General features: G+C 65.7%; 11 protein-coding genes. 4 read left to right on the top strand and 7 right to left on the bottom strand.

What is annotated here, in order from left to right:
• The first annotated feature begins 5 nt into the window (after positions 1–5).
• Both UP06_RS15185 and UP06_RS15190 read left to right on the top strand, forming a co-directional pair.
• On the top strand, positions 6–1,154 hold the full coding sequence (locus UP06_RS15185; protein ID WP_045003517.1) for an acyl-CoA dehydrogenase family protein: 1,149 nt from the start codon (positions 6–8) through the stop codon (positions 1,152–1,154).
• A 12-nt stretch (positions 1,155–1,166) separates the two neighbouring features.
• The gene (locus UP06_RS15190; RefSeq protein WP_045003519.1) at positions 1,167–2,363 is read left to right on the top strand and encodes an acyl-CoA dehydrogenase family protein; all 1,197 of its coding nucleotides are present in this window, start codon (positions 1,167–1,169) and stop codon (positions 2,361–2,363) included.
• Between the two features lie 179 nt (positions 2,364–2,542).
• On the opposite strand, the gene UP06_RS15195 is transcribed toward UP06_RS15190, so the two are convergent.
• The 3 genes from UP06_RS15195 to UP06_RS15205 form a co-directional block, all read right to left on the bottom strand.
• Complete coding sequence (locus tag UP06_RS15195) at positions 2,543–4,867, bottom strand: xanthine dehydrogenase family protein molybdopterin-binding subunit (RefSeq protein ID WP_045003521.1); 2,325 nt, start codon at positions 4,865–4,867, stop codon at positions 2,543–2,545.
• A gap of 248 nt (positions 4,868–5,115) precedes the next feature.
• The gene (locus tag UP06_RS15200) at positions 5,116–5,991 is read right to left on the bottom strand and encodes a dihydrodipicolinate synthase family protein (protein ID WP_045003522.1); all 876 of its coding nucleotides are present in this window, start codon (positions 5,989–5,991) and stop codon (positions 5,116–5,118) included.
• Positions 5,992–6,127: 136 nt separating this feature from the next.
• Positions 6,128–7,093, bottom strand: coding sequence for a VOC family protein (locus tag UP06_RS15205; RefSeq protein ID WP_045003523.1), 966 nt, complete (start codon positions 7,091–7,093; stop codon positions 6,128–6,130).
• A gap of 200 nt (positions 7,094–7,293) precedes the next feature.
• On the opposite strand from UP06_RS15205, the gene UP06_RS15210 reads away from it, so the two are divergent.
• Positions 7,294–8,160, top strand: coding sequence for a S1C family serine protease (locus UP06_RS15210; RefSeq protein WP_045003525.1), 867 nt, complete (start codon positions 7,294–7,296; stop codon positions 8,158–8,160).
• Positions 8,157–8,528 (top strand): response regulator transcription factor, encoded by a 372-nt coding sequence (locus UP06_RS15215; RefSeq protein ID WP_045003526.1) that lies wholly within the window; start codon positions 8,157–8,159, stop codon positions 8,526–8,528. Before UP06_RS15210 ends, UP06_RS15215 begins: the two co-directional genes overlap by 4 nt.
• Here the strand turns inward: UP06_RS15215 and UP06_RS15220 are convergent.
• From UP06_RS15220 to UP06_RS15240, 4 genes are all read right to left on the bottom strand, one after another.
• Positions 8,523–9,593, bottom strand: a complete 1,071-nt coding sequence (locus UP06_RS15220) for a HAMP domain-containing sensor histidine kinase (RefSeq protein ID WP_045003528.1) — start codon at positions 9,591–9,593, stop codon at positions 8,523–8,525. The genes UP06_RS15215 and UP06_RS15220 overlap by 6 nt on opposite strands.
• Entirely contained in the window at positions 9,580–10,272 is a 693-nt protein-coding gene (locus UP06_RS15225; protein ID WP_045003530.1) for a response regulator transcription factor, read from the bottom strand. The genes UP06_RS15220 and UP06_RS15225 overlap by 14 nt, the downstream gene beginning before the upstream one ends.
• A 97-nt stretch (positions 10,273–10,369) precedes the next feature.
• Positions 10,370–10,900 carry a hypothetical protein gene (locus tag UP06_RS39925; RefSeq protein ID WP_082081438.1) on the bottom strand — a complete coding sequence of 177 codons (531 nt, stop codon included), beginning with the start codon at positions 10,898–10,900 and terminating at the stop codon, positions 10,370–10,372.
• Positions 10,901–11,230: 330 nt separating this feature from the next.
• Positions 11,231–13,567, bottom strand: coding sequence for a Tex family protein (locus UP06_RS15240; protein ID WP_045003534.1), 2,337 nt, complete (start codon positions 13,565–13,567; stop codon positions 11,231–11,233).
• Between the last annotated feature and the right edge of the window lie 136 nt (positions 13,568–13,703).

Consider the following 13,703-nt stretch of genomic DNA (forward strand, 5'->3'; position numbering starts at 1 on the left):
ACACGATGGATCTCAACCTCAGTGACGAGCAACGGCTGCTGCGCGAGAGCGCCGAACGTTTCGTGGCCGGAAGCTACGATGCCGATCACCGCCGCAAGATGGCGAATGATCCGCGCGGCTTCAGCCCGGCGGTGTGGACGCAGTTTGCCGAGCTCGGCTGGCTGGCGCTCCCAATCGTGGAGGACTTTGGCGGACTCGGCGGCGGCGCGGTCGAGATTGGCATTTTGATGGAGGCGTTTGGTCGCGGGCTGGTGTCCGAGCCTTATGTCGCAACCGTCGTGCTCGGGGCTGCATTGATCGATAAATGTGGCAATGCCGCGCAGAAGCAGGAGCGGCTGCCGAGGATCGCCGAGGGCACGCTGAAGCTGGCTCTTGCTCATTCCGAGCGCGCAGCGCGGTTCGATCTGACAAAAGTTGCGACCATCGCCAACAAGACGGCACAGGGCTGGCGGCTCTCCGGCAGCAAGATCGCCGTGCTCGACGGCCACGCCGCCGACGAGATTATTGTCTCCGCGCACATCCACGATCATCAGGGACCATCCGGGCGGATCGGCCTGTTCGTTGTGCCGACGCAGACGCCTAGCCTCGCGATCTCTGACTACGAGCGCCTCGGCGGCGGCCGCGCCTGCAACATCGAGTTGTCCGACGTGCAGCTTCCTGAAGAAGCCCTGCTCGGCGACGGCCACGACGCGCTGCCCGCGATCGAATGGGCCGTCGACCGCGCCATGGCCGCGCTCGGCGCGGAGGCCGTCGGCATCATGCAGACGCTTGTCGACACCACGCTCGAATACACCAAGATCCGAAAACAGTTCGGCCGGCCGCTGTCCGCCAACCAGGTGATCCGCCACCGCCTCGCCGACATGGCGATGCAGGTCGACGAGGCGCGTTCGATGGCGCTGCGCGCCGCGCTCAAGGTCGACGCCGAGCCGGTCGAGCGCGCGCGAGCCGCATCGGGCGCGAAAGCAAAGATCGGCAAATGCGCGCGCTTCGTCGGCGAGCAGTCGATCCAGCTGCATGGCGGCATGGGCGTGACCGAGGAGCTCGAGGTCGGCGCCTATTTCAAGCGCCTTGTTGCTTTCGACACGCTGTTCGGCGGCAGCGCGCATCATTATCGCCGCCATGCCGAGCTTGGCCGCACCGCCGTGCAGGCCTGAAGGGAGCGCATCATGGACCTGTCGTTCAATGCCGAGGAGCGCACCTTCCAGGACGAGGTACGCGGCTTCATCGCCAAGAATCTCACCGAGGAGATGAAGCGCGCGACCGCGCTGACGCCGTCGGTGTTCTCCGATCCCGATATCGGCATGGCCTGGCAGCGCGCGCTGAACCGCCAGGGCTGGGGCGCGCCGGGCTGGCCGGTGGACCATGGCGGGCCGGACTGGACCTCGGCGCAGCGCTGGATTTTCGAGACAGAATCCGCGCGGGCCGGCGTGCCAAACGTCAACGTGATGGGTGTGAAGATGGTCGGGCCCGTCATCATCGGCTTCGGCTCGCCTGAGCAGAAGAATTTCTATCTGCCGCGGATTCTCTCCGGCGAGGATTATTGGTGCCAGGGCTATTCGGAGCCGGGCTCCGGCTCCGATCTCTCCTCGCTGAAGACGCGCGCGGTGCGCGACGGCGATGACTACATCATCAACGGCACCAAGATCTGGACCACGCATGCGCATCACGCCAACCGCATGTTTGCGCTGGTGCGCACCAGCGACGGGCGGCGGCAGCAGGACGGCATCAGCTTTGTCCTGATCGACATGACAACGCCGGGCATCACCACCCGACCGATCCTCACCATCGGCGGCGACCACGAGGTCAACCAGGTTTTCTTCGACGACGTGCGCGTGCCCGTCGCCAACCGCGTCGGCGAGGAAGGCAAGGGCTGGACCTACGGCAAATATCTGCTCGAGTTCGAACGCGGCTCTGGCATCGCGTCAGCAAAGCTGCGCGAGGGGTTGAAGGCGATCTCTGACCTTGCTGAGTCCGACCTGACCGGCCGCGCGATCGACAGTCCCGATATCGCCACGCGCATCTCCGAGGTCGAGGTCGATATCGACGCGCTGGAGATGACCGAGCTGCGCGTGCTCTCGGCGCTCCAGACCGGACAAAATCCCGGCGCGGTGTCCTCAATCCTGAAGCTGCGCAACAGCGAAATCCGCCAGGCCGTGACGCGGCTGGGCGCCGACGTGATCGGCCACGACGCCCTCGCCATCGAGCCGATGCGCCCGCTCTACAAGCTCAACCACGAGCCGGCGATACCTGAGGAGATGCTGACGGTGGTGCCGGAATATCTCAATGGCCGGGCCTATACGATCTTCGGCGGCACGTCGGAGATCCAGCGCGATATTATTGCGAAGATGATGTTGGGAATTTAGCCTACGTTGGCGCGGCATTTTCCGCCGTCGTCCCGGACAAGCGAAGCGCAGATCCGGGACCCATAACCACAGGGAGAGGTTATGGCATGAGCTGGTCACCACGAGTCTTCGCCAAACCACTTCCTGTGGTTATGGGTCCCGGGCTCGCGCTTCGCGCGCCCCGGGACGACGAGGGGGAGTTAACCCGCCGCCTTCGCCTCCCGGATCGCCTTCCAGATCTTCTGCGGCGTCAGCGGCGTGTTGAGCTGGGTGATGCCGAGCTCGGCCAGCGCATCCATCACGCCGTTGGTGACGCAGGGCGGGCCGCCGATGGCGCCGGATTCGCCGCAGCCCTTGGCGCCGAGCGGATTGGTGCGGCAGGGCGCGGAATCATCCAGCGTCACCACAATCGGCGGCACGTCATCAGCGCGCGGGATGCAGTAGTCCTGGTAGCTCGCAGTGAGGAGCTGGCCGTCGGAATCGTATGATACGCCCTCGTACAAGGCCTGACCGATGCCCTGCGCCACGCCGCCGTGGATCTGACCCGTCACCAGCATCGGGTTCACGGCAACACCGACGTCGTCGACGGTCGTGTAGCGCACGACCTTGGACACGCCGGTCTCCGGATCGATCTCGACCTCGCAGATATGCGTGCCGTTCGGCCAGCTCGGACCGTCGACCTCGCCTTCGGAATCGACGCTCAGCTTCGCACCGTTCTCTTTCTCGGCGAGATCGAACAGGCTGATGCGACGGTCGGTACCGACCACGGTGAGCATGCCGCCCTGATATTCGATGTCCTCGACCGAGGTCTCGAGCACGTTCGCCGCCTTCTCGCGCGCCTTCTGGATCAAATCATTGGAGGAGACTGCCACAGCCGTACCGCCGACGAACAGCGAGCGCGAGCCGACGCTGCCGAAGCCTGTCGCCAGATCGGTATCGCCCTGGACGACATCGATCTTGTCCATGGAGACGCCGAGCGTGTCAGCGATCATCTGGGTGTAGGTTGTCGCAAGCCCCTGCCCCATCGCCATGGTGCCCGAATGCAGGATGACGCGGCCCTGCGAAGTCGCGTGCAGGCTGACTTTTTCGGTGTGCGCGCGGCCGCCGGTCCATTCGATATAGGAGGTGAGCCCGCGGCCGTAGAGCAGGCCCTTCTTCTTCGCCGCCTTCTTGCGCGCAGCAAAGCCGTCCCAGTCGGCGAGCTTCACGGCGCGATCGAGCATGTGCGCGAAGGCACCGGAGTCATAGACCTGGCCTGCGGCGTTCGTATAAGGCAGCTGCGCCGGCTTGATGTAGTTCACTTTGCGGATCGCGCGCGGATCCATGCCGATCTTCCGTGCGGCGGCGTCGAACAGGCGCTCCACGATGAAGACGGCCTCGGGCCGGCCCGCGCCGCGATAGGCGCCGACCGGCGCGGTGTGGGTCATCACCGACTTGATCTCGAAATGCACCAGCGGCAAATCGTAGACGCCGGTCTGCACGAAGGGACCAAGCACCAGCGGAATGATGTTCGCCGCGCCTGAGGAATACGCGCCGGTACAGCCGATTGACGTGACGCGATAGGCCAGCACCTTGCCCTTCTCGTCGAGCGCAAAGGAGGCGGTCGAGGTGAGATCGCGGCCATGAGTGCCGCCGACGAATTCGTCGGTGCGGTCGCCGCGCCAGCGGATTTTCCTGTTCAGCTTGGTCGCGACATAGGCGACGATGCCGTCTTCGGGATAGAGATTGGTCTTCTGGCCAAAACCGCCGCCGATATCGCCGACCAGCACGCGCACGCTGTCCTTCGGCCGCTTCAGCACGGCCTCCGCCAGCACATCGCGGGTCGAGGCCGGCGTCTGCGACTGCACATGAAGCAGGAGCCGGCCGGACGTCTTGTCGATCTCGGCAATCGTCGACCGCGGCTCCATGGCGGAGGGCACCAGGCGCTGACTGACGAGATCGAGCTCGACGGTGTGCGCGGCCTTGGCGAAGGCTTCGTCGACCTTGGCGGCGTCGCCATAGCTCATCGCGCCGACGATGTTGTCGGGCGCATCCGGCCACACCACCGGCGCGCCGGGCTTCACGGCCGCGACCGGATCGACCACCGCGGGCTGCACGTCATACTCGATCACGATCGCTTCGGCGGCGCTTTGGGCGGCTGCGCGCGACGAAGCCACCACCGCGGCCACCGCCTCGCCGGTATAGCGCACGACCTCATGGGCGAGCAGCCGGCGCGGCGGCACCGTCATCGGCTTGCCGTCGGGGCGCTTGAAGATGCTCAGGGTCGGAATGGTACCGACGTCGTCCTTGATCAGGTCGGCGCCGGTGTAGACCGCGGTGACGCCGGGCATCTCCGTCGCCGCACTGGTATCGATCGAGACGATGTTCGCGTGCGCATGCGGCGAACGCAGCACATGCAACCACAGCGCGCCGTCCTCCGGCTTGTCGTCGATGAACTGCCCCTTCCCGGTGAGCAGCCGCTGGTCTTCCAAACGCTTGACGGGCTGGCCCGCTCCGAAACGCAGATTGCCGGGAAGAATGTTCATTCCGCTGGGTCCTCGAAGTCTCTTGAAATCGGGCTGCCTTTTAGCGGATCGAGGCAGGCGAGACCAGCCGCGGTTTTGGGCGGGATATCCACGATTCCGGCATGCCGTCCCGTAAATCTGCGATTCCGTAGGGTGGGCAAAGGCGCACTTGCGCCGTGCCCACCATCGCTCGACGGACGTGATCAGATGGTGGGCACGCTACGCTTTGCCCACCCTACGGCACCGGTCGTGTCGGGAACGACGGCTCGCTAATCAAGCTCCCGCAATGCCGCTTCCACGACTTTGCGCTGCTCAGCCGTCAGCGGGGCCTGCGGCGGGACGGGATCGCCGACATCGTAGCCCTGGATGGCGAGGCCGGCCTTGATACAGGCTGCGAGGTTGAAGCGGGCGAAGGCCTCGTTGATGCGCCACAGCCGGCGCTGGAGCGCGACCGCCTCGTCCCAGCGGCCGGCCTTGCAGAGCTCGTAGAGCGCAACGCTCTGGCGCGGGATGATGCAGGCCGGGCCCGCCATCCAGCCGCGGCCGCCGATCAGCATCACCGCAGCCGGGATATGGGCAGAGGCCGAGAACACGCGCAAGCTATCGCCGCAGCGATTCATGATCGAGAGCAGCCGGCCGGTATTGGTCGAGGCATCCTTGATGCAGCCGATGCGCGGATGCTCGGCGAGACGCGCGATGATTTCGAGGGTGAGATCGGAGCGCTGGAACTGCGGATTGGTGTAGATGACGACCGGAATGTCCACGGCATCCGCAATGGCGCGGAAATAGGATTCGACCTGGGCGTCGGCGAGCGGGAAGTAAGCCTCCAGGATCGCCAGGATGCCGTCGGCGCCGAGCTTCTGGTACGCCTTGGCCTGCGCCACCGCGTCCGCCGTCGAGGTCGAGGCGACGCCGGCCACGACCGGCACGCGGCCCTTCGCAGCCTCGATCGTGGTCTGCACGATCGACATACGCTGCGCGGCATTGAGATAGGCAAACTCGCCGGTCGAACCGAGCGGCGTCAGCCCGTGCACACCCGCGCCAATCAGATCGTCGCAGAGCTTTGCGAGGACGTTCGTGCGCACCGCGCCATCGGCATCGACGGGCGAGACGAGATAGGGGAAGACGCCATGAAAATCGGACATGTCGAGGAATGATCCGGTATATCGGGGGCAGCTCGGCCCACGCCACCTGTTCGGTGCTAACATGGCTCCAATTGGCCGGCAAGCAAGCCTCGGGATGAACCGACGGGTCACGTTAAGCGCGTCTCTGAGCGCTCGCTCACACCTTGAGCAGCCGCACCCGCGTGCCCCAGGGATCGACCGCCTCCACGCCGTTCGGCAACGCCGTGACCTGCGCGCCGCCCTTACGCAAACGCTCTTCCTGCGCGGCGAGCAGCTCCGGCTTCTCCGTCACCAGCGAAAACCAGGCAAGCCCCGTCGTGGCATCGTCGCGTTGGCCTGCGCTCTGGCTCTGCCAGACATTCATGCCGAGGTGATGGTGATAGCGGCCCGACGACAGGAACGCGGCGCCGTTGCGCTTGCGGGTCAGATCGAGGCCGACCGTGCCGTGATAGAAGCGCTCGGCCTCTGCGAGATCGCCGACACGCAGATGCATGTGGCCGACGCGCAGACCATCCGGCGCCCTGGCATAGTCGGCAACGCGCGTATTGGTCAGCGACAACAGGTCGGGGATGTTGAGCTCGTCGGCGGCCATCTTCACGCTGCCCTCGCTCCACTGCCATTGCGAGGGATCGCGATCAGCATAGACCTCGATGCCGTTGCCTTCGGGATCGTCGAGATAGACGGACTCGCTGACCAGATGATCGGCGAAACCCGACAGCGACACGCGATGCGAGGCGGCATGCACCAGCCAGCGCGCCAGATCCTTGCGCGTCGGCATCAGGAAGGCGGTGTGGTACAGTCCGGCGGCGTTGCGCGGCTCGATCGCGGCGTCGGGACGGGCTTCGAGCGCAAGCAGTGCGATCCCGGCGGTGCCGAGCTTTGCGGCAGTGCCTGAGCGCTCCATCACGGTGAGCCCGATCACGTCGCGGTAGTAGTCGGCAACCGTGTCGAGATTCTTCACCCGGAGCGTCACCATGCCGACCCGCATCGGCGTTCGGCTGGCGTAGGTCGGCCCGCTACCTTGCGGCGTGCCCTCGGCCCGCGCCGCGGCCGCGGCGGCGGCCGCAAGCGAGGTGGCGCCGGCGAGATGAAGCAGGGTGCGGCGGGTGAGATCGATGGTCATCAGTCAGGGCTCGCTGAAAACGTTCAAAGCCGGGCGGCGCAATTTTGCGATTGCTACACGTTCCCGTGAGCGGCTCCCAATCACATGTTCGTCGGCCGTGGTCCTACGGAGTCCGATCCCTTTGGCCTGTCCTGGCCACCCGGCCAGTTTCGCAATCGCCCGCAACATCCCAGATTGAGGACAGCTTACAGGAGCCCGCCATGACCGCCTCCACCCCTCTGTCCTCGCTATCGTCCGCGCTCGCGGATGTCGTGGCGCGCGCCGCGCCGTCCATCGTCTCCGTGCACTCGCATCGCTCCCGCGCGACCGGCTTCGTCTGGAAGCCCGGCCTGATCGTCACCGCTGATGAGGCGCTGGCCGAGGAGGGTAAGGTCGAGATCGGCCTCTCCGACGGCAGCACGGTCGCCGCCACGATCGCGGGCCGCGACCATACGACCGATATCGCGCTATTGCGCGCTGACACCGGCATCGCCCCTGTCAAGCTGGCCGCCATCGTCCCAGCCCTCGGCACGTTGGCGGTCGTCGTCGCGACCAACCGCGACGCACCGAGTGCGGCGCTGGGGATGGTGTCGCTGTCCGGCAAGAGCTGGCGCTCCTTGCGCGGCGGCGACATCGATGCGCGGATTGAGCTCGACGTTCGCCTGCGTCCCAGCCAGGAGGGAGGCCTTGCGCTCGATGCCTCGGGCGAGGCCTTCGGTATGGCCGTGCTTGGGCCTCGGCGCGTGCTGGTGATTCCGACGGCCACGATCGAGCGTGTCGCGACGCAGCTCGATACGCGCGGCCGCATTGCTCGCGGATATCTCGGGCTCGGGCTCCAGCCGGTGCGGCTCGACGACGGTGTCGGCGCGATGGTGATGAATGTCGACAAGACTGGCCCCTCGGCCGCCGCCGGCATCCGCCAGGGCGACGTGATCGTGGCCGTCGACGGCCAAAAACTCTCCGGTGTGCGCGCACTGTTACGAACGCTGGGACCCGCGAGCGTCGGTTCGGTGGTCGATGTCGCGGTGCGCCGCGGCGACGAGCCGGCCAGCTTCAAGGTCACGATCGGCGAGAGGCCGGAGGCGTGAGCGAGGACAAAACGCCGGAGATCGTGCTGTCGCTCGAGATCGACGATCCCGCCCTCGCCGATCGCCTGGCGGCGCTGCTCAGCGGCGTCGCGGGGCTTCGCCTTGCCGCGCCCGGCGAGCACGCTGCGGCAACGGTGGTCGCCCGCGATCCCCGTAGCATGCCCGAAGACATCGCATTGACGCAGCGCGAGCTCGACGTGCTGGCGCTGATGGCTGAAGGTTCCTCCAACAAGATGATCGCGCGTCAGCTCAACATCTCCGTGCATACCGTGAAGTTTCATGTCGGCTCGCTGCTCGACAAGCTGGATGCCACCGGCCGCACCGATGCAGTGGCGCATGCGGCGCGCCGCGGCGTGATCGAGCTATAGCGCCACCGGGAAGCTGAGCTGAACCGTCAGGCCCGGCGCATTGTCATGTAGTGCGACCTCTGCGCCATGGAGGCCGGCAACGGCGGCGACCAGGCTCAAGCCCAGTCCGTTGCCCGGGGTGTAGCGGCTCTGCTCGAGACGGTAGAAGCGCTTGAACACGTGATCACGCGCCTCAGTGGGAATGCCCGGACCATCATCGGCGATTGCGATCATCGCGCCGTCGCCGGCGCTGCGGCAGGTCACAGTCACCTGTCCGCCCGCACGGCCGTGCTTGATCGCGTTATCGACGAGATTGGCGATCGCATCGAACAGCAGATCGCGGTCGCCGGTCACTGGCACCTCGCGGTCGCCGCCGAGGCTGAGACGGGTGGCAACCTGTTCGGCGGCAGCGTCGTAGAGCTCGACCACCTCGCCCGCGATCTCGGCAAGATCGAGCGCGCGAAATGCACTCCTGCGCGCGCGGGTCTCGATTTCCGAGATCCGCGTGATCGAGGCGAACATGCCGAGCACGGCGTCGAGGTCGGCGATGGTGTCGCCGATCAGAGCCGCGTCGGACTCACCGTCGCGCGGGGCGTGATAGGCCTTTTCCAGCCGGCCGCGCATGCGGGTCAGCGGCGTGCGCAAATCGTGGGCGACGTTGTCGCTGACTTGCTTGACCTCGCCCACCAGCGTCTCGATGCGGTCGAGCATCTGGTTGAGGTTTTCGGCGACGCGGTCCCATTCGTCGTGGCTGCCGCGCAAGGGGATGCGCTGGTCGAGACCGGCAAGCATGATGGCGCGGCTGGTGGCATTGATCTCTTCGATCCGTCCCACCGTGCGCCGTGTCACCAGCACGGCCGCAAGGCCGGCCAGCACTGCAAGCAGCACCGCGACCGCGATCATCGCAAGCTCGATCATCGCGGTGAAGCCGCTGTGATCGCCAGCGTCGCCGACCCGGCTCTCCACATAGGCGAGCGTGCCGTAATAGACATAAGCCATGATCGCCGCGACGATCAGCCCGAATGCGGCGATCGCGATCAGCGCCAGCCGGAAGGTTGACGAAAGAAGCGTTTTAACCAGGAGCACGGATGCAATATCCGATGCCGCGGATGGTATGGATCAGCGGATAGGCCTGGGCATCGTCGACCTTGCGGCGGACGCGCCCGACATAGACGTCGATGATGTTGGTGGAGGGATCGAAATGCAGATCCCAGACATGCTGGAGCAGCATCGCGCGGGAGACGACGCGGCCCTCATTGCGGACGAGATATTCGAGCAACTGAAACTCGCGCGGCAGCAGCGGAATTTTGCGGCCGCGGCGACTGGCATTGCGTGCAATCAGGTCGATGGCGAGATCGCCGACCCGCAAAATGGTTTCCTTGGCGATGGTCTCACTGCGGCGGCCGAGCGCTTCCAGGCGGGCGAGCAGTTCGACAAAGGAAAATGGCTTGACGAGATAGTCATCGCCGCCGGCGCGCAAGCCGCGCACGCGGTCGTCGACCTCGCCGAGCGCGGAGATGATCAGGAAGGGAGCAGCAACGCCATCATCGCGCATTTGCCGCATCACGGTGATGCCGTCGATGTCGGGCAGCATGCGGTCGATGGTGATCACAGCATAGTCGCGCGCGGCGCCGTGGCTCAGGGCTTCGCGCCCCGTGGCGGCGAGATCGACATCGTAACCGGAGGTCGTCAGCTCCTCGACGAGCTGGCCTGCGGTTTCCGGATCGTCCTCGACGACCAGGATGCGACGGTGGCCTCCGGTCATGACAAACTCCGCGCGACGATCGCCACCAGACTATCCCGTTCCGGGGCTGAGCGGAACTGCCCGGTGGCGATCGCGACAATGGTGCGGTACGGCGGTGCTAATACCAATTATCCCCGCACACATTGACCCATTGCCATCCATAGGGCGTCAAGCTCCTGCGCCAACAGCCATCGTCGTAATAGTTGGCGTAGTAGGGCGCGCCGAAGACGGCGAAACGGCGGAAATGATGGTGGTGAAAGAAGAAGGCATGGCGGCCGATGAAAGGCCGGCCGTGCAAGCCGGCACCGGCGAAGCGCGGCCCGAAGGCAGCGCGGGTCGCCAGTGGCGCACCGGCAAAGCGTGGCCCAAAGGCAGCACGGGCGGCCATCGGCGAGCCGGCAAAGCGGGCGCCGCCGAAGTGAGCACGGCCCATGCCGCCGAAGTGCATGCCGCCGCCCATGCCGCCGACGTGCATCCCTCCACCGCCGAAATGCCCGCCGCCGCCGAAGCCGCCACCACCATGCCCTCCGCCGCCAAAACCACCACCACCATGGCCACCGCCTCCACCTCGGGCAAGAACGGGCGAAGCGACCGCCAATGTCGCAGCCATGGCCGCCGCGACGATGCCGGTGAGAAGCCTGTTGTTCATCAGAAGATCCTCCTTGTCACGGCGACAGTCTCGCCGCTCCAGAGGACCAGATGAGGAGAATGCGCCCTCACCTTCAACTTACAAATGCGCCAGATTCTGACGCGGAAGTTAGGGAGGCAAGCTCTCTCACCCTCGCCCCGTTCTTACGGGGAGAGGGTGAGGTGAGGGGCTATTTCCGCGAGTGTGATGCGAGCTGATTCACGACACTCACTCAACGAGTCGGATGGACCTACATCTCGGCGACGCAGTGCCCTGCCCCTCACCCGGATCGCTGGCGCGATCCGACCTCTCCCCGCAGCAGGGCGGGGAGCGGTTAAGAGAGACGCGGCGCTACGCTCGTTTGCCACCGTTCTTCTCGGCCGCACGTCGCAATGCTTCCGCGAGCGCGCCACCGCCGGAGGATTCCTGCTTGCGCGGCGCCGACGAGGTCATGCGGGCGGCATTGCGCGAGCTGTTGTCGCGCTGCATGCCGGGCGCATCCTTCTTGTCACCGACCTCGTCGTCGAGCCGCAAGGTCAGCGAGATGCGTTTGCGCGCGACCTCGAAGTCCAGCACCTTCACCTTGACGATGTCGCCGGGCTTCACCACCTCGCGCGGATCCTTGATGAAGGTTTTTGACATCGCCGAGATGTGCACGAGGCCGTCCTGGTGCACGCCAATGTCGACGAAGGCGCCGAAGGCGGCGACATTGGTCACGGTGCCCTCGAGGATCATGCCCTTCTTGAGATGCTTGATCTCCTCGACGCCCTCCATGAACACCGCGGCCTTGAATGCCGGACGCGGATCGCGGCCGGGCTTTTCAAGTTCGCGCAGGATGTCGGTGACGGTCGGCAGACCGAAGGTCTCGTCGACGAAATCCTTCGGCTTCAGCGTGCGCACGATCTCGCTGCTGCCGATCAGTGCCTTGATGTCGCTCTTGGTGGCGGAAAGGATACGCCGCACCACCGGATAGGCTTCCGGATGCACGCCGGAGGCATCGAGCGGGTCTTCGCCGCCGAGGATGCGCAGGAAGCCCGCGCACTGCTCGAACGCCTTGGGCCCGAGCCGCGGTACCTCCTTCAGCGCCTTGCGCGACTTGAAGGGGCCGTTAGCATCGCGGTGCTGCACGATGCTTTGCGCCAGGCCCGAGCCGACGCCCGACACGCGGGCGAGCAGCGGCGCGGACGCCGTGTTGACATCGACGCCGACGGCGTTCACGCAATCTTCGACCACGGCATCGAGCGACTTGGCGAGCTTGGCCTGACCGAGGTCGTGCTGATACTGGCCGACGCCGATCGCCTTGGGCTCGATCTTGACCAGCTCGGCGAGCGGATCCTGGAGCCGACGCGCGATCGAAACCGCGCCGCGCAGGGTGACGTCCAGCTCGGGCAATTCCTGCGACGCGAAGGCAGACGCCGAATAGACCGACGCGCCGGCTTCCGACACCACGATCTTGGTCATCTTCAGTTCGGCCAGGCCCTTGACGAGGTCGGCTGCAAGCTTGTCGGTTTCGCGCGAGGCGGTGCCGTTACCGATCGCAATCAGCTCGACGCGGTGCTTCAGCGCGAGCTTGCCGAGGATGGCAAGCGACTCGTTCCACTGCCGCTGCGGCTCGTGCGGATAGATCACAGCGGTATCGACAACCTTGCCGGTCGCGTCGGTGACGGCGACCTTGACGCCGGTGCGGTAGCCGGGATCGAGTCCCAAGGTGACGCGGGTGCCGGCGGGCGCGGCCAGCAACAGGTCGCGCAAATTGGAGGCGAACACGCGCACGGCCTCGGTCTCGGCCGCATTCCACAGCCGCATGCGCAGGTCGATATTGAGATGCACCTGGATCTTGGTGCGCCAGGCCCAGCGCACGGTGTCGATCATCCAGCGGTCGCCGGCGCGCTTGAGATCGGCGATGCCGAACCGCTTCATGATCTTCAGCTCGTAGATTCCCGGCGCGCCTGCCGGCGGCGCTTCGGGCTCGGCCTGGATCTGAAGATCGAGGATCTCTTCCTTTTCGCCGCGGAACATCGCGAGGATGCGGTGCGAGGGCAGCTTTGTCAGCGGCTCGGAGAACTCGAAATAGTCGGCGAACTTTTCGCCCTCGGTCTTCTTGCCGTCGCGCACCTTGGAGGCCATGCGCGCATTGGTCCAGACGTCCTCGCGCAGCGCGCCGATCAGGTCGGCGTCCTCGTCAAAACGTTCGACCAGAATGGCGCGGGCACCGTCGAGTGCTGCGGCAGCGTCCGCAACGCCCTTCTCGGCGTTGACGAAGGTCTCCGCAACCAGCTTGGGATCGTTCGTGGGCTCCGCCATCAGCTGATTGGCGAGCGGCTCGAGGCCGGCTTCCTTGGCGACCTCGGCCTTGGTGCGGCGCTTGGGCTTGAACGGCAGATAGATGTCTTCGAGGCGCGCCTTGCTGTCGGCGGCGAGAATACTGGCCTCTAACGCGGCATCGAGCTTGCCCTGCTCGCGGACCGACTCGAGGATTGACTTGCGGCGATCTTCGAGCTCGCGCAGGTAGACCAGGCGCTCCTCCAGGGTGCGTAATTGCGCGTCGTCGAGCGCACCGGTCGCTTCCTTCCGGTAACGGGCGATGAAAGGGACCGTGGCGCCGCCGTCAAGCAACGTCACCGCCGCCTCGACCTGCTCGGGGCGAACCCCAAGCTCCTGCGCAATTTTCTGGTTGATATTCGCCACGCGAGAATCCCTCTTCCAAGCACGCAACGCGAACCGAAACCGGCCGCGGGACGCCGCTTATGGACCAACCAAGGTTGATTCATCAAGGTGCGGCGCGCAACCGTCGACAGAGGATTTTTTTGTTGACCCGATGCGA

Source organism: Bradyrhizobium sp. LTSP857 (assembly GCF_000938285.1).
Taxonomy (GTDB): Bacteria; Pseudomonadota; Alphaproteobacteria; order Rhizobiales; family Xanthobacteraceae; genus Bradyrhizobium.

What these genes read in the sequence shown, in the direction of transcription:
- UP06_RS15185 (WP_045003517.1), top strand. Translation starts at nt 6, where the DNA reads ATGGATCTCAACCTCAGTGACGAGCAACGGCTGCTGCGCGAGAGCGCC.
- UP06_RS15190 (WP_045003519.1), top strand. Translation starts at nt 1,167, where the DNA reads ATGGACCTGTCGTTCAATGCCGAGGAGCGCACCTTCCAGGACGAGGTA.
- UP06_RS15195 (WP_045003521.1), bottom strand. Translation starts at nt 4,867, where the DNA reads ATGAACATTCTTCCCGGCAATCTGCGTTTCGGAGCGGGCCAGCCCGTC.
- UP06_RS15200 (WP_045003522.1), bottom strand. Translation starts at nt 5,991, where the DNA reads ATGTCCGATTTTCATGGCGTCTTCCCCTATCTCGTCTCGCCCGTCGAT.
- UP06_RS15205 (WP_045003523.1), bottom strand. Translation starts at nt 7,093, where the DNA reads ATGACCATCGATCTCACCCGCCGCACCCTGCTTCATCTCGCCGGCGCC.
- UP06_RS15210 (WP_045003525.1), top strand. Translation starts at nt 7,294, where the DNA reads ATGACCGCCTCCACCCCTCTGTCCTCGCTATCGTCCGCGCTCGCGGAT.
- UP06_RS15225 (WP_045003530.1), bottom strand. Translation starts at nt 10,272, where the DNA reads ATGACCGGAGGCCACCGTCGCATCCTGGTCGTCGAGGACGATCCGGAA.
- UP06_RS39925 (WP_082081438.1), bottom strand. Translation starts at nt 10,900, where the DNA reads ATGAACAACAGGCTTCTCACCGGCATCGTCGCGGCGGCCATGGCTGCG.